This is a genomic window from Azospirillum sp. SYSU D00513 (genome assembly GCF_017356015.1).
GTDB lineage: Bacteria > Pseudomonadota > Alphaproteobacteria > Azospirillales > Azospirillaceae > Azospirillum.
Genome location: NZ_JAFIQV010000035.1, coordinates 57,708 through 79,476 on the forward strand (window position 1 = coordinate 57,708; position 21,769 = coordinate 79,476).

At 68.9% G+C, this 21,769-nt stretch carries 18 protein-coding genes, 1 tRNA gene and 1 riboswitch; of the genes, 7 read left to right on the plus strand and 12 right to left on the minus strand.

Translation table 11 applies throughout. The features are described from left to right. Nucleotides 1-227: 227 nt before the first annotated feature. From JUB11_RS23150 to JUB11_RS23170, 6 genes are all read right to left on the minus strand, one after another. Nucleotides 228-1,001, minus strand: a complete 774-nt coding sequence (locus JUB11_RS23150; protein ID WP_247887266.1) for a thiazole synthase — start codon at nt 999-1,001, stop codon at nt 228-230. A 12-nt stretch (nt 1,002-1,013) separates the two neighbouring features. Further along, the gene (gene thiS / locus JUB11_RS32925; RefSeq protein ID WP_247887267.1) at nt 1,014-1,223 is read right to left on the minus strand and encodes a sulfur carrier protein ThiS; all 210 of its coding nucleotides are present in this window, start codon (nt 1,221-1,223) and stop codon (nt 1,014-1,016) included. Continuing rightward, the gene (gene thiO, locus JUB11_RS23155; RefSeq protein WP_207461144.1) at nt 1,220-2,425 is read right to left on the minus strand and encodes a glycine oxidase ThiO; all 1,206 of its coding nucleotides are present in this window, start codon (nt 2,423-2,425) and stop codon (nt 1,220-1,222) included. The genes thiS and thiO overlap by 4 nt, the downstream gene beginning before the upstream one ends. Next, a riboswitch (TPP riboswitch) is annotated at nt 2,418-2,521 on the minus strand. Its footprint overlaps the gene before it by 8 nt. A 68-nt stretch (nt 2,522-2,589) precedes the next feature. Further along, nucleotides 2,590-4,056 (minus strand): magnesium transporter, encoded by a 1,467-nt coding sequence (gene mgtE, locus JUB11_RS23160; protein ID WP_207461145.1) that lies wholly within the window; start codon nt 4,054-4,056, stop codon nt 2,590-2,592. A gap of 171 nt (nt 4,057-4,227) precedes the next feature. Continuing rightward, entirely contained in the window at nt 4,228-5,559 is a 1,332-nt protein-coding gene (locus tag JUB11_RS23165) for a nitrate regulatory protein (RefSeq protein ID WP_247887268.1), read from the minus strand. A gap of 199 nt (nt 5,560-5,758) precedes the next feature. Further along, nucleotides 5,759-5,845, minus strand: a tRNA-Leu gene (locus JUB11_RS23170). Nucleotides 5,846-5,972: 127 nt separating this feature from the next. On the opposite strand from JUB11_RS23170, the gene lipB reads away from it, so the two are divergent. After that, entirely contained in the window at nt 5,973-6,689 is a 717-nt protein-coding gene (lipB, locus tag JUB11_RS23175; protein ID WP_207461146.1) for a lipoyl(octanoyl) transferase LipB, read from the plus strand. On the opposite strand, the gene JUB11_RS23180 is transcribed toward lipB, so the two are convergent. The 6 genes from JUB11_RS23180 to JUB11_RS23205 all read right to left on the minus strand — a co-directional run bounded on the left by JUB11_RS23180 (nt 6,661) and on the right by JUB11_RS23205 (nt 14,694). Next, a complete protein-coding gene (locus tag JUB11_RS23180; RefSeq protein ID WP_348771494.1) occupies nt 6,661-7,128 on the minus strand; it encodes a hypothetical protein in 468 nt (155 codons plus the stop codon). The genes lipB and JUB11_RS23180 overlap by 29 nt on opposite strands. A gap of 62 nt (nt 7,129-7,190) precedes the next feature. Beyond that, nucleotides 7,191-7,505, minus strand: a complete 315-nt coding sequence (locus tag JUB11_RS23185; RefSeq protein WP_207461147.1) for an acylphosphatase — start codon at nt 7,503-7,505, stop codon at nt 7,191-7,193. Continuing rightward, nucleotides 7,468-9,213: a long-chain fatty acid--CoA ligase gene (locus tag JUB11_RS23190; RefSeq protein ID WP_207461148.1), complete on the minus strand. Its 1,746-nt coding sequence runs from the start codon at nt 9,211-9,213 to the stop codon at nt 7,468-7,470. Before JUB11_RS23190 ends, JUB11_RS23185 begins: the two co-directional genes overlap by 38 nt. 74 nt (nt 9,214-9,287) lie before the next feature. Further along, on the minus strand, nt 9,288-10,061 hold the full coding sequence (locus JUB11_RS23195) for an RNA methyltransferase (RefSeq protein ID WP_207461149.1): 774 nt from the start codon (nt 10,059-10,061) through the stop codon (nt 9,288-9,290). Between the two features lie 411 nt (nt 10,062-10,472). Beyond that, nucleotides 10,473-13,166 carry a pyruvate, phosphate dikinase gene (gene ppdK / locus JUB11_RS23200; RefSeq protein WP_207461150.1) on the minus strand — a complete coding sequence of 898 codons (2,694 nt, stop codon included), beginning with the start codon at nt 13,164-13,166 and terminating at the stop codon, nt 10,473-10,475. A gap of 718 nt (nt 13,167-13,884) precedes the next feature. After that, entirely contained in the window at nt 13,885-14,694 is an 810-nt protein-coding gene (locus tag JUB11_RS23205; RefSeq protein ID WP_207461151.1) for a mechanosensitive ion channel family protein, read from the minus strand. A 180-nt stretch (nt 14,695-14,874) separates the two neighbouring features. On the opposite strand from JUB11_RS23205, the gene JUB11_RS23210 reads away from it, so the two are divergent. The 6 genes from JUB11_RS23210 (at nt 14,875) to ilvD (ending at nt 21,506) form a co-directional block, all read left to right on the plus strand. Further along, nucleotides 14,875-15,783, plus strand: coding sequence for an aminotransferase class IV (locus JUB11_RS23210; RefSeq protein WP_207461152.1), 909 nt, complete (start codon nt 14,875-14,877; stop codon nt 15,781-15,783). A gap of 141 nt (nt 15,784-15,924) precedes the next feature. Continuing rightward, the gene (locus tag JUB11_RS23215; protein ID WP_247887269.1) at nt 15,925-17,151 is read left to right on the plus strand and encodes an O-antigen ligase family protein; all 1,227 of its coding nucleotides are present in this window, start codon (nt 15,925-15,927) and stop codon (nt 17,149-17,151) included. Continuing rightward, nucleotides 17,151-18,068, plus strand: a complete 918-nt coding sequence (locus JUB11_RS23220) for a glycosyltransferase family 9 protein (protein ID WP_207461154.1) — start codon at nt 17,151-17,153, stop codon at nt 18,066-18,068. Before JUB11_RS23215 ends, JUB11_RS23220 begins: the two co-directional genes overlap by 1 nt. A gap of 80 nt (nt 18,069-18,148) precedes the next feature. Next, complete coding sequence (locus JUB11_RS23225) at nt 18,149-18,973, plus strand: FRG domain-containing protein (RefSeq protein WP_207461155.1); 825 nt, start codon at nt 18,149-18,151, stop codon at nt 18,971-18,973. Between the two features lie 15 nt (nt 18,974-18,988). Next, complete coding sequence (locus tag JUB11_RS23230; protein ID WP_207461156.1) at nt 18,989-19,495, plus strand: DUF2934 domain-containing protein; 507 nt, start codon at nt 18,989-18,991, stop codon at nt 19,493-19,495. 145 nt (nt 19,496-19,640) lie between these two features. Further along, nucleotides 19,641-21,506: a dihydroxy-acid dehydratase gene (gene ilvD / locus JUB11_RS23235; protein WP_207461157.1), complete on the plus strand. Its 1,866-nt coding sequence runs from the start codon at nt 19,641-19,643 to the stop codon at nt 21,504-21,506. Nucleotides 21,507-21,769: the final 263 nt, after the last annotated feature.

Here is a 21,769-nt window from a genome sequence, read left to right on the forward strand (position 1 = left end):
TTCCTCTTGCAACGCAAAGTCAATTCATACCCCGGTAGGTGCATTCAGTGGCAGAACAGTTTGTATGTATTGCAAATATTCAGGATGGCTTAACATGGCTTTGAGTGCCAGAAAGCTGAAACCTGCCCATGCGAAAAGAGCCGGCTCCGGGCAGCACCACACTGGCTGCCTGGAGGCCGGCTCTCGATGATCCCGGTTTGGGAGCGATCGGGCGAAACGCCGCGCGGTCAGGAACCGATCAAGCCGAGCTGCGGGCTGGAAGCCTCGGCGAAGCGGCGCATCGGGATGCGGCCGGCCAGATGGGCCGAGCGGCCGGCGGCCACCGCGTCGCGCATCGCCGCCGCCATCAGCACGGGATCGCGGGCCTTCGACACGGCGGTGTTGAGCAGGACGGCGGCGCAGCCCAGCTCCATGGCCAGCGCCGCGTCCGACGCCGTGCCGATGCCCGCGTCCAGCACCACCGGCACGGGGTTGCGGGCGCAGATCACTTCGATGGCGTGCGGGTTGCGGATTCCCATGCCGGACCCGATGAAGGCGCCGAGCGGCATCACCGCGGCGGCACCCGCATCGGCCAGCTTGCGGCAGGTGACCGGGTCGTCGTTGCAGTAGGGCAGAACGGTGAAACCGTCGGCGACCAGCTCCTCCGTCGCGCGCAGCAGCTCCTCCACGTCGGGATAGAGCAGCTCGCGATCACCGATAACCTCCAGCTTCACCCAATCGGTGCCGAGCGCCTCGCGGCCGAGCTGTGCCGTCAGCACGGCCTCCTTCGCGGTCAGGCAGCCGGCCGTGTTGGGCAGCAGCCCGATCCGCCCGTCGAGCACATCCACGAGGCTTTCCGAATAGCCGTCGAGGCTGATGCGGCGGACCGCAACCGTCGCCAGCTCCGCCCCGCTCGTCTCGATGGCGTTCAGCATGACCTGCTGGTTCGGGTAGCCGGCGGTGCCGATGAACAGGCGGGACCGGAAGGTGCGCCCGGCGATGGTGAAGCTGTCGGCGTTCATGAGACTCTCTCCTTAACCGCCCTGGACCGGGCGGATGATTTCCAGCTCGTCGCCGGGGGCGACCGGCGTCTCCGGCCAGCGGCGCGACGGGACCACGGCGCCGTTGAGCGCGACGGCCACGCCGCGCGCGCCGGGCTGGATGCCGAAGCCGGCGAGCAGCGCCGCCACCGTGTCGGCGGGCAGCTCGTGGTCCTTGCCGTTCACGCGGATGCATGCGGTCATGCGAGGGCTCCTAGAGCGGTTTTCTTGGGTGCGAAGCGGTCCAGCCCGAAGGGTGCGATGGCCGGATCGGTCTCCCCGGTCAAGATCAGCCGGGCGATGCCGTCGGCTGTCACCGGGGTCAGGAGGATGCCGTTGCGGTGGTGACCGGTGGCCAGCACCAGCCCCTCCACGGCACAGCTCCCGAGGATGGGGGCGTCGTCCCGGCTGCCCGGCCGGAAGCCCACCCAGGTCTCCTCGACGGGCAGCTCGGCTATGCCCGGCAGAGCGCGCCAGGCGCCCTCCAGCAGGGCGAAGAGGCCGCCCGCCGTCATCCGGTCGTCGAAACCGCGCTCCTCGGTCGTGGCGCCGACCAGGAGGCGTCCGTCGAGGCGGGGGATCAGGTAGGTACCGGTCTGGGTCCAGACGGTGTGGCGCAGCAGCGGGAGTGCGGGGTCCATCCGGACGCAGAGCATCTGCCCCTTGATGGGGCGCACCGGCGGGCGCGCGGCCGCCGGCAGCCCGTCGATCCGCCCCGACCAAGCACCGGCCGCCAGCACCACCTGATCGGCCTGGACCAATTCCTCACCGACGCGGACACCGGTGGCGCGGCCGCCCCGCGTCTCGATGCCCGAGACCTCGGTCCGCTCGTGGATCCGGCCGCCCGCCCGCATCACCGCCGCACGCAGCGCCAGCGCCAGCTTGCGGTTGTCGACCTGATGGTCCTCGGGGCAGAAGAGCGCGCCCGCCACGCCGGGCTGGAGATAGGGTTCGCGCTTGCGCACGGCGCCGCCCGTCAGCCATTCGACCGGTAGCCCCAGGCCACTTTGAAAGTCGTGCAGAAAGCGGAGCCGGGCCGCGTCATCCGCGTTGAGCGCGACGATCATCGTCCCTTCCGTGCGCAGGTCCACCGGCAGGCCGGACGCTTCCTCCACGGCGCGGGCGAAGTCGGGCCAGAGCGCCTGGCTGGCGCGGGTCAGCGGGAGGAGCGCATCCTCGCCGGGCTCCGTCTCGACGCAGGCAGCAAGCATGCCGCCGGCCGCGTGGGTGGCGCCACGGCCCGCCTCCCCCCGGTCGAAGACATCGACCCGGCAGCCGGCCTGCGCCAGCCTCCAGGCGATGGACAGGCCGATGGCGCCGGCGCCGATGATGGCGACGGACGGCTTCGGCCCGGACAGCTTCAGACCGGATTCGGAAAGCGGCAATGATGACGGCACGGTGCCCATTGGGCGGCTCCCTTCGCTGGCATTATCCAGACAGGTTCGATGGGTGTGATCTCAGCCACGCGGGAAAAACCCCGCGCAGCACCCCAAGCCAAGTGGGCGGACTATCCGTGGCACGTCCTAAAATTGCAAGCGCTTCTTGCGCTTTTGTTAAACCGGCGTTTCCGTCAAAGCAGCACGGCCGTGGCAAGCCCCAGGAAGGCGAAGAAGCCGACCACGTCCGTGATGGTCGTCAGGAAGACGGAGCTGGCGACCGCCGGATCGACGTTCAGCTTTTCCAGCCCGAGCGGGATCAGCACGCCGAACAGGCCGGCGACGAACAGGTTGATGACCATGGCGCAGGCGATGACGGCCCCGATCATCGGGCCGAACCAGCCCCAGGCGATCAGCCCGACCAGCACCGCGAAGATCAGGCCGTTGAGCAGCCCGACCAGCGCCTCCTTCCCCACCACGCGCGCGGCGTTGGAGGAGGACAGCTCGTGCGTCGCCAGCGACCGGACCGCCACGGTCAGCGTCTGGGTGCCGGCGTTGCCGCCCATCGAGGCGACGATCGGCATCAGCACGGCAAGCGCCACGATCGTCTGAATCGTCTCCTCGAAGAGCGAGATGACGCCGGCCGCCATGAAGGCGGTGAAGAGATTGACGAGAAGCCAGCTCGCCCGCGACTTCACGGTTTCGCGCACGCGCTGATAGACCGAGGTGTCGCCGCTGACGCCGCCGAGCTTCAGCAGGTCGTCCTCGGCCTCCTCGTCGATGATGTGGACGACGTCGTCCACGGTGATGACGCCGAGCAGCCGGCCCGACGCATCCACCACGGGCGCCGACACCAGGGCGTAATGGCGGAAAAGGTTGGCGACCTCCTCCTGCCCCATGGTGGCGGGAACGGTGTCCACCTCCTCCGTCACGAGGTCGGCGATGCGGGTGGAGCGCTTCTGGCGGAGCAGCCGCGACAACGGCACGGCGCCGACGACCCGGTGCATCGGGTCGACGACGAAGATGTCGTAGAAATCCTCCGGCAGCTCCTCGGTGGCGGCTCGGACATAGTCGATGGTCCGCCCGACCGTCCAGAACTGCGGCACGGCCACGAGGTCGCGCTGCATCAGGCGGCCGGCGGTGTATTCCTCGTAGCCAAGGTTCTCCTGCACCAGCACGCGTTCGGCGGCCGGCAGGTTCTCCAGGATCTGCGCGCGGGTTTCCTCGTCCAGATCCTCGATGAGATCGACGGCGTCGTCGGTTTCCAGCTCGGCGACGGCGGCGGCGAGTTCCTTCGGCTCGAAGAGGCCGAACAGCTCCTCGCGCAGGTCATGGTTCAGGTGGGCCAGGATCTCGGCGTCGAAGCCGGGCCGCAGCAGCTCGATCAGCGGCGCCCGCTCGTCCGGCCCGATGCGCTCGATCAGGTCGGCGGTGTCGGCGGCGTGCAGCGGCTCGATGAGAGCACGTGCCTCCTCGCCGCGCCCGGCGCGCAGCAGGTCGGCGATCTCATCCACGAACTCCGGCTCGACGCCGTAGGCGCGCTCGTCGTCGCTGTCGTCGTGCGGAGGGTGCGCATGGCCCGCCCCGTGCGTGTCCGGGTCGCCCTGCTCCGGATGCCCGGCCGGACCACGGCCGGTGGTGTCCTGCTCGTCGGCGCGCATGCCCGCACCCTCCCTTGGCGTCGGCAACGCCCGGCGGTGGCGCGGCCATGGATGGCCGTGGCGCGGGCGTGTGCGGGTTTCGGGGGAACCCGGCGGCGCACCGCCGGGATGCAGACGAGATATAGGGGTGCCCGCGCTTTGTCCAGAACGCCGAAGGCGCCCGGCGCCAGGTCATGCCTTCAGGATCTCGGCCATGGAGAGTATGGCCTCCGCCACGTCCACCAGCCGCTTGTTCTGGCTCATCGCCATCTGGCGGAGCATCTTGTAGGCCTGATCCTCGGACAGGCCGCGGTGGGTCATCAGCAGCCCCTTGGCGCGGTCCACGACCTTGCGCTCGTTCAGCGCGAGCCGCACCGCTTCCAACTCGTCGCTCATGGACTGGAGGCGCCGGAACTGTTCCTGCACGAGGTCCAGGATCGAGCGGCCGAGCTTCGGGCTGAGCCCGTCCACGCTGTAGACGCGGACGCCGGTTTCCACGGCGTCGGTGATCAGCGCGCGGTCGGATTCCCCGACGAACATGGCGATGGAGCGCGGGGCCTCCGATTCCAGGCTCTCGATCTCCGCCATGGCGCTGCGGTGGCCTTGCAGGTCGGCCTGTGCCTCGCCGAGCTTGCGGGCGCTGAGCTGCCGCAGCGCGTCGGTGAGCTGCCTCTCAAGCTCGCGCATGGCGTCGATGCGGCGGGTGGCCTGGGTGAACCAGGTGGCGCTCTCGATGCCTTCCAGGTTGCCGGCGAGGCCCTTGGTGCAGGCGATGCGCCGCATGCGCTCGACCTCGACCGTCTCCTGACCGTCCATGGCCGCCTTGAAGGCGGCGACGAGGCCGGGATCGGCCAATTCGGCGAAGATCTGGAAGGAGCGGTTCTGCGCTTCGATCAGGTGCAGCAGGCGCCGGTGCTGCTTCTCGTCGAAGCGGCCCACCGAGAAGCCGGCGGCACCCGTCGCGCGCTCCTGCCCGGCGAACTCCTTGCCCTGCATGAAGTTGAACAGGGCGATCAGCGCGCGGGAGATCACCGGGTCGGCGGCGGTGTCCGCGGCCTCGAACACGACGGCCAGCAAGCCTGCGATGAGGGCGGTGAAGACCGCGACCGCCTCCTCCGGCGCAAGCGACTGGCTGGTCACCCGCGCCCGCAGATCGGGGAGATGGTCGAGGTGATGGACCGCGTAGGCGACGCGGTTGAAAAGCCGCGCACCGCAGACGAGGCGGCCGCCCGGCGTGTCGAGCAGGTCGAACTGTTCGCGCACCGCCTGCTCAAGCTCGGCGCAATCGGCGACTTGTTGGGCAAGCTGCTCAGAAAAGCGCCTCCCCTTGGAGCCGAGATAGATGCTGGAGCTGCCGCGTTCCTTCTGGAGGGCGTGGACCAGTTCGCTGATCGCCTTGACGAGATCGCTCATCACGGCGAGCTGTTCCAACTCCCTGATCTTGCATTGCTTTGCGGCAAGCAGAAAGCGGGCGGCCGCGCCGATATCCGGCTCCGCTCCGGGCTTCCCCACATCCATGTCCATGCGCTGCGCTCTCCCCACCGGGCAAGGGATGGATCCGCCGGGCGGCGGTCAAGCCCGCGCCCGCGATTGCAGTGCAGCAAGTTGCGTGCCGCTTGCGTGCCGGCTGCCCTGGCCGGTTCCGGAAGGAGCCGGGAAACGAAAAAGCCCGCTCGGTCCGAAGACCAGCGGGCTTTTTTCGTGATCTCCTCCGGAGGAGGAGTGGTGCGGTCGAGAAGACTCGAACTTCCACGACATTTCTGTCACAGCGACCTCAACGCTGCGCGTCTACCAATTCCGCCACGACCGCACGAGGCTGGTAGTCTCCCCAGCGCCGCCTTTCAGCGCTCACCGGGTGGAGCGGGTGTATAAGGGGTTTCAGCTGATCGATCAAGCGCCGTATTCGCTTTTCGGCAAAAATTCCATATAGACACTCCATGACCATCGAGACCCCCGGCGAACACGCCGCGCCCGAGCTTGCCGCATCCGGCATCGAGTGGCGCATCAGCGACGAACCCGTCCCCTACCCCGACGCCCTGGCCGCCATGGAGGCCCGCGTGGAGGCCATCCGCGCGGGCACCGCGCCCGAGATGGTGTGGCTGCTGGAACACCCGCCGCTCTACACGGCGGGCACCAGCGCGCGCGAGGAGGACCTGCTGGAGCCGAACCGTTTCCCGGTCTACCAAGCCGGGCGCGGCGGACAGTTCACCTATCACGGGCCGGGGCAGCGCGTGGCCTATGTCATGCTGGACCTGAAGAAGCGCGGCGGGGACATCCGTGCCTATGTGGCGCAGCTCGAGGACTGGCTGATCCGGACGCTGGCCTCCTTCAACATCAAGGGGGAGCGGCGCGAGGGCCGCGTCGGCATCTGGGTGGACAAGGGACCCTATGGCGGGCTGCCCGGCCAGGAGGACAAGATCGCGGCCATCGGCGTGCGGGTGCGCCGCTGGGTCAGCTTCCACGGCATCTCCCTGAACGTCGATCCGGACCTTTCCCATTTCGGCGGCATCGTCCCCTGCGGCATCGCGCAGCATGGCGTGACGTCGATGGTGGCGCTGGGCCATCTGGTGATGATGGAAGAGGTGGACTCCGCGCTGATGGCGTCCTGGGACGAAGTGTTCGGCCCTACTGAGGGGGAGCCGCCTCCTCGTTGAGGATGCGGGCGTCCTGGTTGGTCATGGACACCACGGTACAGCCGGTGCTGTCGCCGTTGCGGAACAGGTAGATCAGCTTGCGGTCGGCCTTGCCCTTGGGGTCGTGCAGGTTCAGCCCATGGCCGAAGGCGACGCCCAGAACCTCGTTCCCGAAGATCGCGCGGAAGCGCAGGGGAATGCGCTCGCGGAAGGTCCGGGCGGCGCAGGCCTTGCTGAGATCCTTCTCGACCCGGCCGGCCTTGCGCCAGTCCTCCTTGCTGCGGATCGTCACCCATTGCGGCGGCAACGCGTAATGCGTCAGCGGCGGGGCGATGGGAAGGTCGCTGCCGGGGGGCACCGGGGCCATGTGGCCCGGGCTGGTGCGCTCCAGCGGCCCGGCGGCCAGGGCCGGCGCCGCTGCAAGAAGCAGGGCGGCGACGCCCACTGCTCTTCCCTTCACGGCGCCCCTCCCCGGCGGATCAACGATGGCCGGAGGGTAGCGCCGTCATGGCTAACGCTTTGCTAAAGCGTGGGCCGCTTCTCGAATACAGCGGTGCCGGGATCGCGCGCCGGCTCGACGGCGATGTCACGGACGATGGCGTGTTCCGGCCCGCGGCGGCAGGCCTCGACCATGCGGTCCACGTCCCCGGCCGGGCCGGCGAAGAGCGCTTCCACCGTGCCGTCGGCGCGGTTGCGGACCCAGCCGGCCAGGCCCGCCTGCGTCGCCCGCTCCACCGTCCAGGCACGGTACCAGACGCCCTGGACCTTGCCGTGGATGCGCACCAGCACCGCCTTGCGGTCAGGGCCGGCCGGGTTTTGACTCGTCGTTTCCGTCATGCGCCTTTCCGGAAGCCGCGCGGCGGGCTTCCTCCTCTTCGAGAATGGCCTTGCGGGACAGCTTTCCGATCAGGGTCTTGGGCAGGGAATCGCGGAACTCCACGAATTTCGGGATCTCGACCGGCGAGAGCTTGTCCTTCAGGAAGGTGGTGAGTTCGGACTTGGTCAGCTTCCGGCCCTCGTGGAGGCGGATGTAAGCCTTCACGGTCTGGCCGCGGTACTGGTCGGGCACGCCGGCGACGATGCATTCGGCGACGGCCGGGTGCAGGTAGATCGCCTCCTCCACGTTGCGCGGGTAGACGTTGAAGCCGCCGCACAGGATCAGGTCCTTGATGCGGTCGAGGATGTAGACGTAGCCCTCCTCGTCCATGACGCCGATATCGCCGGTGTGGAAGCGTCCGCCCTGGAGGGATAGGGCGTTCTCCTCCGGCTTGTTCCAGTAGCCCTTCATGACCTGGGGACCGCGCACGCAGATCTCCCCCCGCTCGCCGACGGGCAGGACGTTCCTGGGCTCCTCGGTGGAGACGATCTCCACAACCGTGCCGGGAAAGGGCAGCCCGATGGAGCCCTTCTTGCGGACGCCGTTCTTCGGGTTGCAGCAGGCGACGGGCGAGGCCTCGCTGACGCCGTAGCCCTCCACGAGGTCGCAGCTGGTGCTGCGCTCGAAGGCGTGCATCACCTCGACCGGCAGCGGAGCGCCGCCGGAGATGCAGAAGCTCAGCGAGGAGAGGTCGTAGGCCTTCAGGTCCTTGTGCCGGAGGATCGAGGTCACGATGGTCGGCACCAGGGGAAAGAAGGTGATCTTGCTTTCCTGGATGGTCTTCATGACCTGGAGCAGGTCGAAGCGCGGCAGCAGGACGATCTCCGCCCCAAGCCGCAGGCCGAGATTCATCACCGCCGTCATGGCGAAGACGTGGAAGAGCGGCAGCACGCCGAGCACGCGCTCGTCGCCCGGCTTTGCGTCGGAGTACCAGGCCTCCGCCTGGAAGGCGTTGGCGACGACGTTCGCGTGGGTGAGCATCGCCCCCTTCGGCACGCCGGTGGTGCCGCCCGTGTACTGGAGGACGGCGACGTCCTCCTTCGGGTCAAGGGCGACCGGCTCGGGCCGGCCGTCGTTCCTGGTCAGGGCCGCGAAGGTCAGGTGCCGGTCGTCGCGCGGGATGCGGGCGACCTCCTTGCGCTTGAACAGGCCGAACAGCCAGTTCTTCGGGAAAGGCAGGATGCCTGCCATCGGGCAGACGACGAGACGCCTGAGCCGCGCCTCCCCCAGATGCGGGGCGATCTTGTCGTAGAGCTGGTGGAGGTCGAGCGTCACCATCAGCTCGACCCCGCTGTCGGCGATCTGGTGTCTCAGCTCGCGCTCGGCGTAGAGCGGGTTGAAGTTCACCACCGTGCCGCCGGCCTTGAGGATGGCGTAGTAGCCGATGATGAAATAGGGGCTGTTGGGCAGGAAGAGCCCCACCCGCGTGCCCTTCACCACCCCGGCCTTCTGGAAGCCGCGCGCGGCGCGGTCCACCAGCGCCGCGACCTCGGCGTAGCGGTAGCGCTTGCCCAGGAAATCGAGGCAGGGGCGGTCCGGAAAGCGCCGGGCCGATTCGTCCAGCAGGTCGGTGACGGGCACGGCCGGGATCGGCGTGTTCCAGTCAACGTCCTTCGGGTAGCTCGCCGTCCAGGGATGTTCCTCCAGCACCGGCGCCACGTCTGCCATCACCCCCACCTCCCCCATCGTCGCCCGTTCGCCGGGCTGTCTGTGCCAAATAGGCGTGCGGGAGAATAACTCAACTACCGCGTGGCGAGGAAATGGCTGTAGAGGGCGAGGCTCGCCGCGACCGTCGCGTTCAGCGACTCGACCGCACCGGTCGTCGGGATGGAGAGGCGGCGGGCCGGCAGGTCGTCGGGCACGCCCTGCCCCTCCTCCCCCAGCACGAGGCGCAGGTCGCGCGGCCAGGCGATGGCCGACAGGTCCTCGCCGCCTGCGTCGAGCGCGAAGAGCGGGCCAGCCTGGTCCCGCAGGGCCGCGTCGCGCAGCGCCGGCCAGCGCGGGCCGCGCATCAGCGTCAGCTCGAACTGGGCGTTGGAGGCGGCGCGCAGGCATTTCGGGTGGTAGGGGTGGGCCGACTCCTCCAGCAGGATCACCCGCCGCGCGCCGAAGGAGGCGGCGCTGCGCAGGAGTGCCCCGAGGTTGTTCGGATCACCCAGCGCGCAGACCAGTTCCAGCCCCTGCGGCGGGCGGGCGAGATCGACGAAGGGGATCTCCGGCACCGTGCCGAGCAGCAGCGGGAAGTCGGTGCCGTTGAAGTCGAGCCGGCGGAACAGCGCCGGGGCGAGCTGGACCACGTCCAGCCCCGGCGGCACGGCCCAGCCCTCGATCCGCGCGGGATCATCGATCAGCAGCGCCGAGAATCGGTCCGCCCAGCGGGCCAGCGCCTCGGGCACCGTCTTCTGCCCGGCCAGCAGGAAGGTGCCGTGCTTCTTCAGCCCCCGGCTTTCCGACAGGGACTCCCACAGCTTGAACCAGGGGTTCTGGGGGCTTTCGATGAGGCGCGGCAGGGGCATGGGGGACTCTGTGGGCTGTACGGTTGCCTTGCGGCAGGCTTCGAGAGGTGGAGCGCCGGTCCGTCATCCACCCTGGCGCTACGAAGTGTCCATGTCTCCGCAGGGGCACCTACAGGAATAGCAACCACTTGGCCGTCACCCCCGCGAAAGCGGGGGTCCAGGACTCCACCACAGCGTCCGTTCTGCGGCGTTCTGGATCCCCGCTTTCGCGGGGATGACGAGGAGGTGGTTGTCTGTCCGTGAGATTCGGCCTCGCGGGGGTATGGACACTCCATGGCGCTTTCGCGGGATGACGGGTCGGCGGCGGTTTCCGTCTAACTACGGTCGCGCGAGGCGAAAAGAAAGAGCCCCTCCCCCCTTGCGGGGAGAAGGGCCTTCGAGGTCGGCAGGTGGAAGAGTGCCGGTTCCGGCTCAGTCCCGCTTGACCGTGTCGGCGCTCAGCGCGGCCTGGGCGGCGGCGAGGCGCGCGATCGGCACGCGGTAGGGGGAGCAGGAGACGTAGTCCAGGCCGACCTTCTCGCAGAAGCTGATGGAGGCCGGATCGCCGCCATGCTCGCCGCAGATGCCGAGCTTGATGTCCGGGCGGACGCTGCGGCCGCGCTCGGCGGCGATGGCGACCAGTTCGCCCACACCTTCCTGGTCCAGGCTCTGGAACGGGTCCTGCTCCAGGATGCCCTGGCGCTGGTACTCCGGCAGGAAGCTGCCGGCGTCGTCGCGGCTGAGGCCCAGGATGGTCTGGGTCAGGTCGTTGGTGCCGAAGCTGAAGAACTCCGCCGTCTCGGCGATCTCCGCCGCCTTCAGGCAAGCGCGCGGCAGCTCGATCATGGTGCCGACCATGTAGTCGAAGTCCTGGCCGGTGCTGTCCTTCACCTGCTGGGCGGCCTTGTCGATGACCGCCTTCAGGATGTCGAACTCCTTCTTCGTGACGATCAGCGGGACCATCACCTCCGGCGTCACGGCCTGGCCGGTGGTCTTGGCGACCTCGGCGACGGCGGCGAAGATGGCGCGCGCCTGCATCTCGTAGATCTCCGGGTAGGAGATGCCGAGGCGGCAGCCGCGGTGGCCGAGCATCGGGTTCTGCTCATGCAGCTGGGCGGCGCGGTGCTGGACGTGCAGCAGGTCGGTGCCGAGCGACTTAGCGACCTCTGCCATGTCCTTCTCGCTGTGCGGAAGGAACTCGTGCAGCGGCGGGTCGAGCAGGCGGATGGTGACCGGCAGGCCGGCCATGATCGTGAACAGCTCGACGAAGTCCTGCTTCTGGAAGGGCTCCAGCTTGGCGAGTGCCGCGCGGCGGCCCGCCTCGTTCTCCGCCAGGATCATCTCGCGGACCGAGGTGATGCGGTCCGGGTCGAAGAACATGTGCTCGGTGCGGCTGAGGCCGATGCCCTCCGCGCCGAACTTGCGGGCGGTGCGGGCGTCGAGCGGGGTTTCCGCGTTGGTGCGGATCTTCATGCGGCGGATCTTGTCGGCCCAGCCCATGAGGGTGGCGAAGTCGCCCGACAGTTCCGGCTGGACGGTCGGGACCTCGCCCAGCATGACCTCGCCGGTGGAGCCGTCGATGGTGACGACGTCGCCCTCGCGGATCTCGTAGCCCATCACGGAGATGGTCTTGCCCTTGGCGTCGATGCGCAGGTCGCCGGCGCCGCAGACGCAGGCGCGGCCCATGCCGCGCGCCACCACGGCGGCGTGGCTGGTCATGCCGCCGCGCGAGGTGATGATGCCGGCGGCCGCGTGCATGCCGTGGATGTCCTCCGGCGAGGTTTCCACGCGGCAGAGGATGACGGACTCACCCTTGGCGGCCAGCGCCTCCGCCTCGTCGGCGGTGAAGCAGACCTTGCCCGAGGCGGCACCCGGCGAGGCCGGCAGGCCCTTGGCGATGATCTTGCGCTCGGCCTTCGGGTCCAGCGTCGGGTGGAGGAGCTGGTCGAGCGAGGCCGGGTCGATGCGCTGGACCGCCTCTTCCTGGGTGATCAGGCCTTCGGCGGCGAAGTCCACGGCGATCTTCAGCGCGGCGGGTGCCGTACGCTTCCCGTTGCGCGTCTGCAGCATGTAGAGCTTGCCCTGCTGCACCGTGAACTCGATGTCCTGCATGTCGCGGTAGTGCTTCTCCAACTGGAGGCGCACCTCGTCGAGCTGCTGGAACACCTCCGGCATGACCTCCTCCATGGAGGGGAGGTCGGACTTGTTGGCGAGCTTGCCGGCGATGGTCAGGTGCTGCGGCGTGCGGATGCCGGCCACCACGTCCTCGCCCTGGGCGTTGACGAGATACTCGCCATAGAAGGCGTTCTCGCCGGTGGACGGGTTGCGGGTGAAGGCCACGCCGGTGGCGCAGTCGTTGCCCATGTTGCCGAACACCATGCACTGCACGTTGACGGCGGTGCCCCAGCTGGCCGGGATATCGTGCAGGCGGCGGTAGGTGATGGCGCGCTGGTTCATCCAGGAGCCGAAGACGGCGCCGATGGCGCCCCAGACCTGCTCCTGCACGTCCTGCGGGAAGGGGGTGCCGAGCGTGCGCTCGACGGCCCGCTTGTACTCCTCGATCACGGCCTGCCAGTCGTCGGCGGACAGGTCGGTGTCGAGCTTGAAGCCGCCGCGGCGCTTGTGGTCGTCGAGGATCTCCTCGAAGTGGTGGTGCTCGACGTTGAGCACGACGTTCGAGTACATCTGGATGAAGCGGCGATAGCTGTCATAGGCGAAGCGGGCGTCGCCCGAGCGCTTGGCGAGGCCCTGGGCGGTGGCATCGTTGAGGCCGAGGTTGAGGACGGTGTCCATCATGCCGGGCATGGAGGCGCGGGCACCGGAGCGGACGGAGACCAGAAGCGGGTTGGCGGCGTCGCCGAAGCGGGCGCCCATCACCTCTTCCAGGCGGACGATGGCGGAATCGACCTGGCTCTTCAGCTCGGGCGGATACTGGCGGCCGTTGGCGTAGTAATAGGTGCAGAGTTCGGTGGTGATGGTGAAGCCCGGCGGGACCGGGAGGCCGAGGTTGGCCATCTCCGCCAGGTTGGCGCCCTTACCGCCGAGCAGATTGCGCATGTCCGCGCGGCCTTCGGTGACGCCGGCCCCGAAGCTGTAAACCCACTTGCTCTCGCCTTGGCTCGCCATCGCGATTTCCTCATCAGGTGTCTTTTGTTCCGGGCCGCTGAAACAGCCGGTCCGGCCCCGGCCATTCGGAGGTGCCGGACACTCACCTTCTAGCCCCGCTTCCGGGCGGATGACAAGCTGTGCTGTTGCGCTGCGGTAGCGCAGTCGGGTTGATTCTTTCCGCCCATTTCCGCATAGGACGGAAGGCCGCATCGGCTTCTTGGAAGGGGCCGCGCTTTGCTTGCCCAGGTCATTGTGCAGCGTTGCGCTGGACGTCTTTTGTGCACAATGAACATTTTCGGCGAATTCACCTTTGTTTGCAGACACTTGCACTGCTCCGGCCGGCGCACGCCGTTGCGCCGCCAAATCGGCCGAAGGGCGGAGCCCGTGCAGGGGCTCCGCACACGCAAGAAGAGAAGCCATGCGCCGCGCGTCCGGCAGCCGCGCTTCGTCGGCGGGGGCGAGAGTCCAGGAGGGTGTTACGAGCCGATCGAGCAGGCGCAAACGGGCGATGCATCTCCCGAATCAGGGACACACATTCCCGGCAGGTCCGGATGCGGGAACCGCACTTCTCGGTCCAGGCGCCCCAGAGCGTGCTGGCGCCACGGAAGATCACCGGAACGGTTCGATCGCCGAAGACCAGATGAGGCAGCGCCTGAACGGTGCCGCGCGTGACTTCCCGGCGAGGGCCGAAGAAGCATCACCGGGCGCCGGAGCCGGCCAGGGAACCGGCGCGCCCTCACCCGCCGGTCTTCGCCGTCCCCCCGTCGCGCATCGCCGTCTCGATGGCCTCCATGACCCTGTCCTGGACGCGGAGCATGTCGGCGCGACGCGACGGTCCCCACCATTGCACCTTCAGCCCCACCGCCTGCGGGTCGCCCCTCGTCACCAGTATGGCCGGCGGCGGATCGGACGCGACACCCGGCACGCCGCGCACGGCACGCAGGATGGCCTCCCTGGCAGGCTCCGCCTCGATGCCGGCGGGCAGCGTCAGGTCGTATTCCGACACGCGGTGCGGGTAGGCGGTGTTCACCAGCACCGAATCTGTGAAGAGCTTGGCGTTAGGGATGACGGCCCGGCGGTCGTCATAGGTGCGCAGGATGGTGGCGCGGGTCTGGATGTCCTCGACCGTGCCCTCGTAGCTGCCGAAGACGATCTGGTCGCCGATGCGGAAGGGCCGTGACAGCAGGATCAGGATGCCGGCCAGGAAGTTCTGGAGGATGTCCTTGAAGGCGAAGCCGATGGCGACACCGCTGATACCCAGAAGCTGGATGAGGCTGCCGGCGGTCAGGGTCGGCACGAGGATGGTCAGCGCGACGAATCCCCCGACCACGAGGATGCCGCCTTGCGTCAGCCGCCCCAGCACCTGCTGCAGGGCCAGGGAGCCGTGATGGCCGACCAGCCGCGTGATCGCCGCCCGCGCGACCCGCGCCACCAGCAGGAAGACGACGAAGACGACCAGCGCCAGGACCAGGTTGGGCAGCAGGGCAATTCCGCCCCGTACGATGCTGGTGATGCGGTCGAGGGCAATCGACAGGTCGATCTGCATGCCAGGGCCTTCGCGGTTGAGGACGCGAAAAGCAATGCGTACGGCGCCGGATTGTTCCGCCGCATGCCCACGCCTCCTTTTCCGTCCTCCGTCCGCCCCGATGTCGGGCGCCCACTCTCCCTTTGACCGGCGGGTGCAAAGACGCCAGCATCCGGGAAACGGATCAGGGCAAGAGGCGACATGTCCAAGGACAGTGCACAGGGCTATCTCGACGACCCGCGCAACGAGTCGGTCCTCGTCTATGTGAACGGGGAGTTCATGCCCCGCGACAAGGCATCGGTCTCCGTCTTCGACAGCGGCTTCGTGCTGGGCGACGGCGTTTGGGAAGGGCTGCGGCTGGTCAACGGCAAGCTGCTGGCGCTGGACGACCATCTCGACCGGCTGTTCGAGGGGGCGGGCGCCATCCGGCTCGACATCGGCAAGAGCCGGGAGGAGGTCGCCGCCATCGTCCGCGAGACGCTCGACCGCAACGGCATGCAGGACGGCGCGCACATCCGGCTGATGATCACGCGCGGCCGCAAGAAGACGCCCAACCAGGATCCGCGCTTCGTGCTGGGCGGCGCCACCATCGTCGTGGTGGCGGAATACAAGCGGCCCCGGCCCGAGGCGAAGGAGAAGGGGCTGGCGCTCTTCACCTCGACCTTCCGGTGCAGCGCTCCGGACGTGTTCGACCTGCGGCTCAACTCGCACAGCCGCCTGAACCTGATCCAGGCGCTGATCCAGGCCATCGACGCCGGGGCGGACGAGGCCCTGATGCTCGACCCGCACGGCTTCGTGGCAAGCTGCAACTCGACCAACTTCTTCGTCGTCCGCCGGGGCCAGCTCTGGACCTCCACCGGCCGGTACAACTTCAAGGGCATCACTCACCGCAAGGTGATGGAGATCGCCCGCGCCCACGGCGTGACGGTACGGGAGACCGACTTCACCCTTGCCGAGACCTACGCCGCCGACGAGGCCTTCGTTACCGGCACGCTTGGCGGCCTCACCCCCGTCACCCGCATCGACGGGCGCACCATCGGCGCCGGCCAGCCGGGGGAGGTCACCAAGCGCCTGTCCGGCTGGTACGAGGAGTACATGCTATCCTCATGAGGCGTCCTCCGGCGCGTGGGCGGCGGTCGCCGCCCCTGCCCCGGTTGCTTTCCCCCGGGCCATCTGTTAAGCCGCGCCCTGGTTTATGATAGTCGTGCGGCCATGGCCCTCCCCTTTGCGCGTTCCGGCCAAGTGCCGTCCATGACCGGGACGATCCCGATGCGGCTGGCCGGCGGCTGGCTTCTCCTGCTAGGCCCGCTGGTAGCGCTGGCGCCGCGTGGCATGCCGGCCTGGGCCATCGGCATGACGCTCATCGCGCTCGCCGGGCTGGCGCGGTCCGGCAAGCCGTTTTCCTTCTTCCACAGCATGGCATTCCCCAATCCGGGCCGCCTCCTGGCCGTCACGGCCGCCCTGCTGGCGCTCGCCGCCCTGTCCATGTCCTGGAGCCCGTCGGGTCGCGCGGGCCTTACCGTGCTGGAGATGGGATATGTGGCGCTCGGCGCCCTCGCCGTCGGGGCATGGCTGCGCGGGCTTCCGGCCGGGGATGCTGGCCGGCTGGGCCGTCTGTTCATGACCGGACTCGCCATCGGCATCGGGCTGTACCTGCTGGAATGGGCCTTCGACTTTCCCCTGCACCGCTGGTGGGACCCCAGCCTGACGGTCGCGGCGCTGAAGGCGAGCAACGTGCCAAAGCGCACCGCCGTTCTCCTCGCCCTTCTGGTCTGGCCGGCGGCACTCCTGCTGCGCCGGCCAGGAACTGGCGCGTGGCGGCGGCACGCGGGGCTTCTCATCCCGGCGGGTTACACGCTGGCTTCGCTCCTGCTCTCCAGCCGTTCGGCGATGGTCGGCGGGCTGCTTGCCCTGGTGGCCTACCTGCTCGCGTTGCGTTCGCCGCACCTCGTGCGCCGCTTCCTGGCCGCGTTCCTCGCGCTGGCCTTCGCCGGCGTGCTGCCGCTGGTCCTGACGCTCGACCGGCTTGCCGGTCTTGCGGACGCGCCATGGCTCTTCCCGTCGGCCCGCCACCGGGTGGAGATCTGGGGCATGGCGGCAGAGCGGGCTTTGGCGTCGCCCCTGTTCGGCCATGGGATCGACGCGTCGCGCTCGCTCGACCCGATGGGGGCATTGTCGCGCTTCGGAACGCTCGCTACCTCGCTCCTGCCGCTGCACCCCCACAATGCCTTCCTCCAGATCTGGCTGGAGCTGGGCGCGGCCGGGGCGGCGCTGGCACTGGCCCTCACGCTGCTGCTGCTCGGCCGCACCCGCCAGCTGGCGGAACTGGCGCAGCCCCACGCGCTGGCGCTCTTCGCCACAGCCCTGGCGATGGCCAGCACCTCCTACGGCATCTGGCAGGCCTGGTGGATGTGCGGGATGCTGGCGTCCGGTCTGCTGCTGGCGCTGGCGGCCCACGCGGCGGGAAAGGAACAGTGATGGGCGGGCGCCGCATCCTGGTCGTCAAGCTCGGCGCGCTGGGCGATTTCTTCCTGGCGCAGCCGGCCTTCGCCGCCATCCGCCGCCACCACTCCGGCGACCATCTGACCCTTCTGACGCTGCCTTCCCTGGCACCGCTGGCACGGCTCAGCGCCCTGTTCGACGAGGTGCTGGAGGACCCGCGCGGGCGCTCGGCGCGCGACTATCTGCGGGTGCGGCGGCTGCTGCGCGCCGGGCGATTCGACCGGGTCTACGACCTGCAGGGGCAGTCGCGCACCGACCGCTATTACTGGCTCTTCGCGCCGGGGCCCTGGCCCGAATGGTCGGGCACGGCGCGCGGCGCGTCCCATGCCGACCACTATCCGGGGCGGCGCGCGGTGCCCGTGCAGGAGCGCTACGCCCGCCAACTCCGCCCCTTCGGCATCGTGCCGGAGGCCACGGCCGACCTGTCCTGGCTGACCGCCGACACCAAACGCTTCGACCTGCCGGAGCCTTATGTCCTTCTTATCCCCGGCTCCTCCCCTGGCGGGCTACGGAAGCGCTGGCCGGCGGAACGCTACGGTGAACTGGCCCGCCGGCTCGCCGCGCGCGGCGTCACCCCGGTGATCCTCGGCGGCAAGGGCGAAGCGGACCTCGCCGCGGCGATCCGCGCGCTCTGCCCGCAGGCCATCGATCTGACCGGCCGCACCGGAATCGAGGAAATCGCGGCGCTGGCGCGCGGCGCCTGGGGCTGCGTCGGCAACGACACCGGCCCGACCCATCTCGCCGCGGCCCTAGGCTGCCCGACGGCGGCGCTGCTGTCCGACGCCTCCGTCCCGCAGGCGAGCGGCCCGCGCCTGCGCACCCATTACACGCCCGACCTCGCGGACATGGAGGTGGACGGCGTGCTGGAAGCGCTGGACGCCGCCCGCGGTTGAGCCGCCCGCCGGAACCGTCACCTCGGCTGCCTGTTTGACGGGCACCCCGCCATGGGGACCTTCGCCAAGGTGACCGGCCCATGCAGGACGTGCTCGTCGACTCGCTCATCAACTACATCGCCTTCATCTCGGGCCTGACCGACCTGTCGGTCAGCTATCGCGGGTCGAAGCGGCCGGGCGAGGACATGAAGCCGACCATCGTGCGGAGTTGGCAGCGCAACCGGGACATCCGCCGCTTCACGGGGAAGGAGGATTCCACGCTCGCGCTGTGGGAGTACGAGGCGCGGCTGATCGAGAACTTCCAGCGCCAGTCCCTTCCCTTCCTGGAGACGACCCCCTCCTGCCATCTCAACTGGCTGGCGGTGGCGCAGCACCACCAGCTTCCGACGCGGCTGCTGGACTGGACGCGCAACCCGCTGATCGCGCTCTACTTCGCGGCCAGCAACCGGGGACGCTACGACAGCCCCGAGTCGTGGGACGACGTCTTCGTTTTCGTCTGGGAGACCGGCAGCAGCCCCGGAAGCCGCCGCTTCGTCCTGCCGCTGGAAAAGGTTTCGGAGATGCGCCCGCGCGGCGGAGGCCTCATCGCCTGCGAGGAGCCGGGTGCGGAATCGCCCGGAGAGGAAGGACAGGCGCGCATCCATCTTTTCAACCCGCCGAACCTATCCTCCCGGATTGCCTCGCAGGAGGGGCTGTTCAGCTTCGAGGAACAACTGTCAGAAGAAGCATTCCCCGAGCGCGCGGAGCGCGAGGGACTGCGGCTTACACGCATCAGGATTCCGGGTGCGGCGCGGTTGGAGATCCTGAAACATCTCGACCGCCTCGGCGTTGAATCGGGAAAGCTGTTTCCCGACCTGCCCGGTCTCTGCGCGCACCAGAAGTGGGTCGCGGAATGGCAGTGGTGAGGAAGGAGGGCTTCCATGACCGACACCAGCAGCAAGGGCGGCGACAACAGCTTCGACGGCGGCTTCGACAGCGCCGACGACGCGGTCAACGACCGCATCCGCCGCCGCGCCCACGAGATCTGGGAGAGCGAGGGCCACCCGCACGGCCGCGACCGCGAGCACTGGGACCAAGCCGTCGAGGAGATCCGCGCCGAACTGAGCCGGACTGCGGCGGAGGGTTCCTCCGGCGGTGCCGAAGACGCCGCGACGAAGGCCAGATCGACGCGCGCCGCCGCGGAGTCCATGTCCGCCATGGCGGGACCGGAAGCCTCGGTCGCCAACGTCTCGGCCTCCGGCGGGCAGGTGATCAGCGAGCAGCCGCCGAAGAAGGCCAAGGCCAAGCCGGTGGCGCCAAAGGCCGCGCCCGAGAAGCCCGCCGCCAAGGCCACGGCGCCCGAAGCCGCTCCGCCGAAAGCCGCATCCGCCAAGCCCGCGCCCGCGAAGCCGCAGCGTTCCCCCAGGAAGAGCGCCTCCTCCGGCTGAGGCGCGGGCCGAGCGCCGCGCGGAACGCAGACGCGACATGATCGCATAGCAGCGCGCAACGAAAGTCTGGTTTCACGCCCTTGGGATTGCTAGTGTTGCGGCCCATCTGTCGCAGCAAGCAATTTTACGCATCCGAGGGTGACCCATGCCGCACTATCGTTCCCGCACTTCAACGCACGGCCGCAACATGGCGGGCGCACGCGGCCTGTGGCGCGCCACGGGCATGAAGGACGGGGATTTCGGCAAGCCGATCATCGCCATCGCCAACTCCTTCACCCAGTTCGTGCCGGGGCACGTGCACCTGAAGGATCTCGGCCAGATGGTCGCGCGCGAGATCGAGAAGGCGGGCGGCGTCGCCAAGGAATTCAACACCATCGCGGTGGACGATGGCATCGCCATGGGCCATGACGGCATGCTCTACAGCCTGCCCTCGCGCGAGCTGATCGCCGACGCGGTCGAGTACATGGCCAACGCCCACTGCGCCGACGCGCTGGTCTGCATCTCCAACTGCGACAAGATCACCCCGGGCATGCTGATGGCCGCGATGCGGCTGAACATTCCGGCGATCTTCGTGTCGGGCGGCCCTATGGAAGCCGGCAAGGTCAACTGGCGCGGCAAGACCCGGTCGGTCGACCTGATCGACGCCATGATCGCCGCCGCCGACCCGACCGTGTCGGACGAGGAAGCGGCGGTGATGGAGCGGTCCTCCTGCCCGACCTGCGGCTCCTGCTCGGGCATGTTCACCGCCAATTCCATGAACTGCCTGGCCGAGGCGCTGGGTCTCGCCCTGCCGGGCAACGGCACCATCCTCGCCACCCACGCCGACCGCAAGGAGCTGTTCCTGGCCGCCGGCCGCATGGCGGTCGATCTGTGCCGCCGCTGGTACCAGGAGGAGGATCCCACCGCCCTGCCGCGCGGCATCGCCACCTTCGAGGCGTTCGAGAACGCCATGACGCTGGACATCGCCATGGGCGGCTCGACCAACACCGTGCTGCACCTGCTGGCGGCCGCGCAGGAAGGCGGCGTGGACTTCACGATGGCCGACATCGACCGTCTGTCGCGCCGTGTTCCGAACGTCTGCAAGGTCGCCCCGGCGGTTCCCGACGTCCACATCGAGGACGTGCACCGCGCCGGCGGCATCATGGGCATCCTGGGCGAACTGGACCGCGGCGGGCTGATCCACCGCGGCACCGCGACCGTCCACTCCAAGACGCTGGGCGAGGCGCTGGACCGCTGGGACGTCAAGCGCACCACGGACGAGGGCACCCACACCCTGTTCAAGGCGGCGCCCGGCGGCGTGCCCACCATCATCCCCTTCAGCCAGGAGAAGCGCTGGCCGGAGCTGGACCTGGACCGCGAGAAGGGCGTGATCCGCAGCGTGGAGCACGCCTTCAGCAAGGATGGCGGCCTCGCCGTGCTGTTCGGCAACATCGCCGAGAACGGCTGCATCGTGAAGACGGCGGGCGTGGACTCCTCCATCCTCGCCTTCAATGGCCGGGCACGCGTCTTCGAGAGCCAGGACGCGGCGGTCGAGGCGATCCTCAACAACCGGATCGTCGCCGGCGACGTGGTGGTCATCGTCTATGAAGGCCCGCGAGGCGGCCCCGGCATGCAGGAAATGCTCTACCCGACGAGCTACCTGAAGTCGAAGGGCCTGGGCAAGCAGTGCGCCCTGGTCACCGACGGCCGCTTCTCCGGCGGCACGGCCGGCCTCTCCATCGGCCACGCCTCTCCGGAGGCGGCGGCCGGCGGCGCCATCGGGCTGGTCGAGGAGGGCGATCCGATCGAGATCGACATCCCCAACCGCTCGATCCGGCTCGCCGTTTCGGACGAGGAGCTGCAGCGCCGCCGCGACGCGATGAACGCCAAGGGTGCCGCCGCCTGGAAGCCGGCCGCGCGCACGCGCTACGTTTCCTCGGCACTGCGCGCCTACGCCGCGATGACGACCAGCGCCGACCGCGGCGCCGTCCGCGACGTGAGCCAGGTCGAGAACATCCCGGTCGTCCGCTGACCGGAAAGGCCGGCTTCGGCCGCCCCTTCCCCCTTGGGCCCATGAAAGAGCAGAACGCCGCGCTTCCCAGCGCGGCGTTTTCGTTTGTGCCCCTATGAGATTCGGAATGTTCTTGGAAAAAAATACGCCGAACCGGATAGATCGCGGTCCACAAGACGCGCAATACATGCTCTGGAGCCTGTTTGACTGAAACCTGCTTCTGCCTGTTGGTGACGGCAGGAGGAGTGGACGATGTGGACAGACGCGCAGCGGGAAAAGTACAA

Bases quoted from the DNA above. Each gene is read 5' to 3' on its own strand.
- JUB11_RS23150 (WP_247887266.1), bottom strand. From the start codon at position 1,001: ATGAACGCCGACAGCTTCACCATCGCCGGGCGCACCTTCCGGTCCCGC.
- thiS (WP_247887267.1), bottom strand. From the start codon at position 1,223: ATGACCGCATGCATCCGCGTGAACGGCAAGGACCACGAGCTGCCCGCC.
- thiO (WP_207461144.1), bottom strand. From the start codon at position 2,425: ATGGGCACCGTGCCGTCATCATTGCCGCTTTCCGAATCCGGTCTGAAG.
- mgtE (WP_207461145.1), bottom strand. From the start codon at position 4,056: ATGCGCGCCGACGAGCAGGACACCACCGGCCGTGGTCCGGCCGGGCAT.
- JUB11_RS23165 (WP_247887268.1), bottom strand. From the start codon at position 5,559: ATGGACATGGATGTGGGGAAGCCCGGAGCGGAGCCGGATATCGGCGCG.
- lipB (WP_207461146.1), top strand. From the start codon at position 5,973: ATGACCATCGAGACCCCCGGCGAACACGCCGCGCCCGAGCTTGCCGCA.
- JUB11_RS23185 (WP_207461147.1), bottom strand. From the start codon at position 7,505: ATGACGGAAACGACGAGTCAAAACCCGGCCGGCCCTGACCGCAAGGCG.
- JUB11_RS23190 (WP_207461148.1), bottom strand. From the start codon at position 9,213: ATGGCAGACGTGGCGCCGGTGCTGGAGGAACATCCCTGGACGGCGAGC.
- JUB11_RS23195 (WP_207461149.1), bottom strand. From the start codon at position 10,061: ATGCCCCTGCCGCGCCTCATCGAAAGCCCCCAGAACCCCTGGTTCAAG.
- ppdK (WP_207461150.1), bottom strand. From the start codon at position 13,166: ATGGCGAGCCAAGGCGAGAGCAAGTGGGTTTACAGCTTCGGGGCCGGC.
- JUB11_RS23205 (WP_207461151.1), bottom strand. From the start codon at position 14,694: ATGCAGATCGACCTGTCGATTGCCCTCGACCGCATCACCAGCATCGTA.
- JUB11_RS23210 (WP_207461152.1), top strand. From the start codon at position 14,875: ATGTCCAAGGACAGTGCACAGGGCTATCTCGACGACCCGCGCAACGAG.
- JUB11_RS23215 (WP_247887269.1), top strand. From the start codon at position 15,925: ATGACCGGGACGATCCCGATGCGGCTGGCCGGCGGCTGGCTTCTCCTG.
- JUB11_RS23220 (WP_207461154.1), top strand. From the start codon at position 17,151: ATGGGCGGGCGCCGCATCCTGGTCGTCAAGCTCGGCGCGCTGGGCGAT.
- JUB11_RS23225 (WP_207461155.1), top strand. From the start codon at position 18,149: ATGCAGGACGTGCTCGTCGACTCGCTCATCAACTACATCGCCTTCATC.
- JUB11_RS23230 (WP_207461156.1), top strand. From the start codon at position 18,989: ATGACCGACACCAGCAGCAAGGGCGGCGACAACAGCTTCGACGGCGGC.
- ilvD (WP_207461157.1), top strand. From the start codon at position 19,641: ATGCCGCACTATCGTTCCCGCACTTCAACGCACGGCCGCAACATGGCG.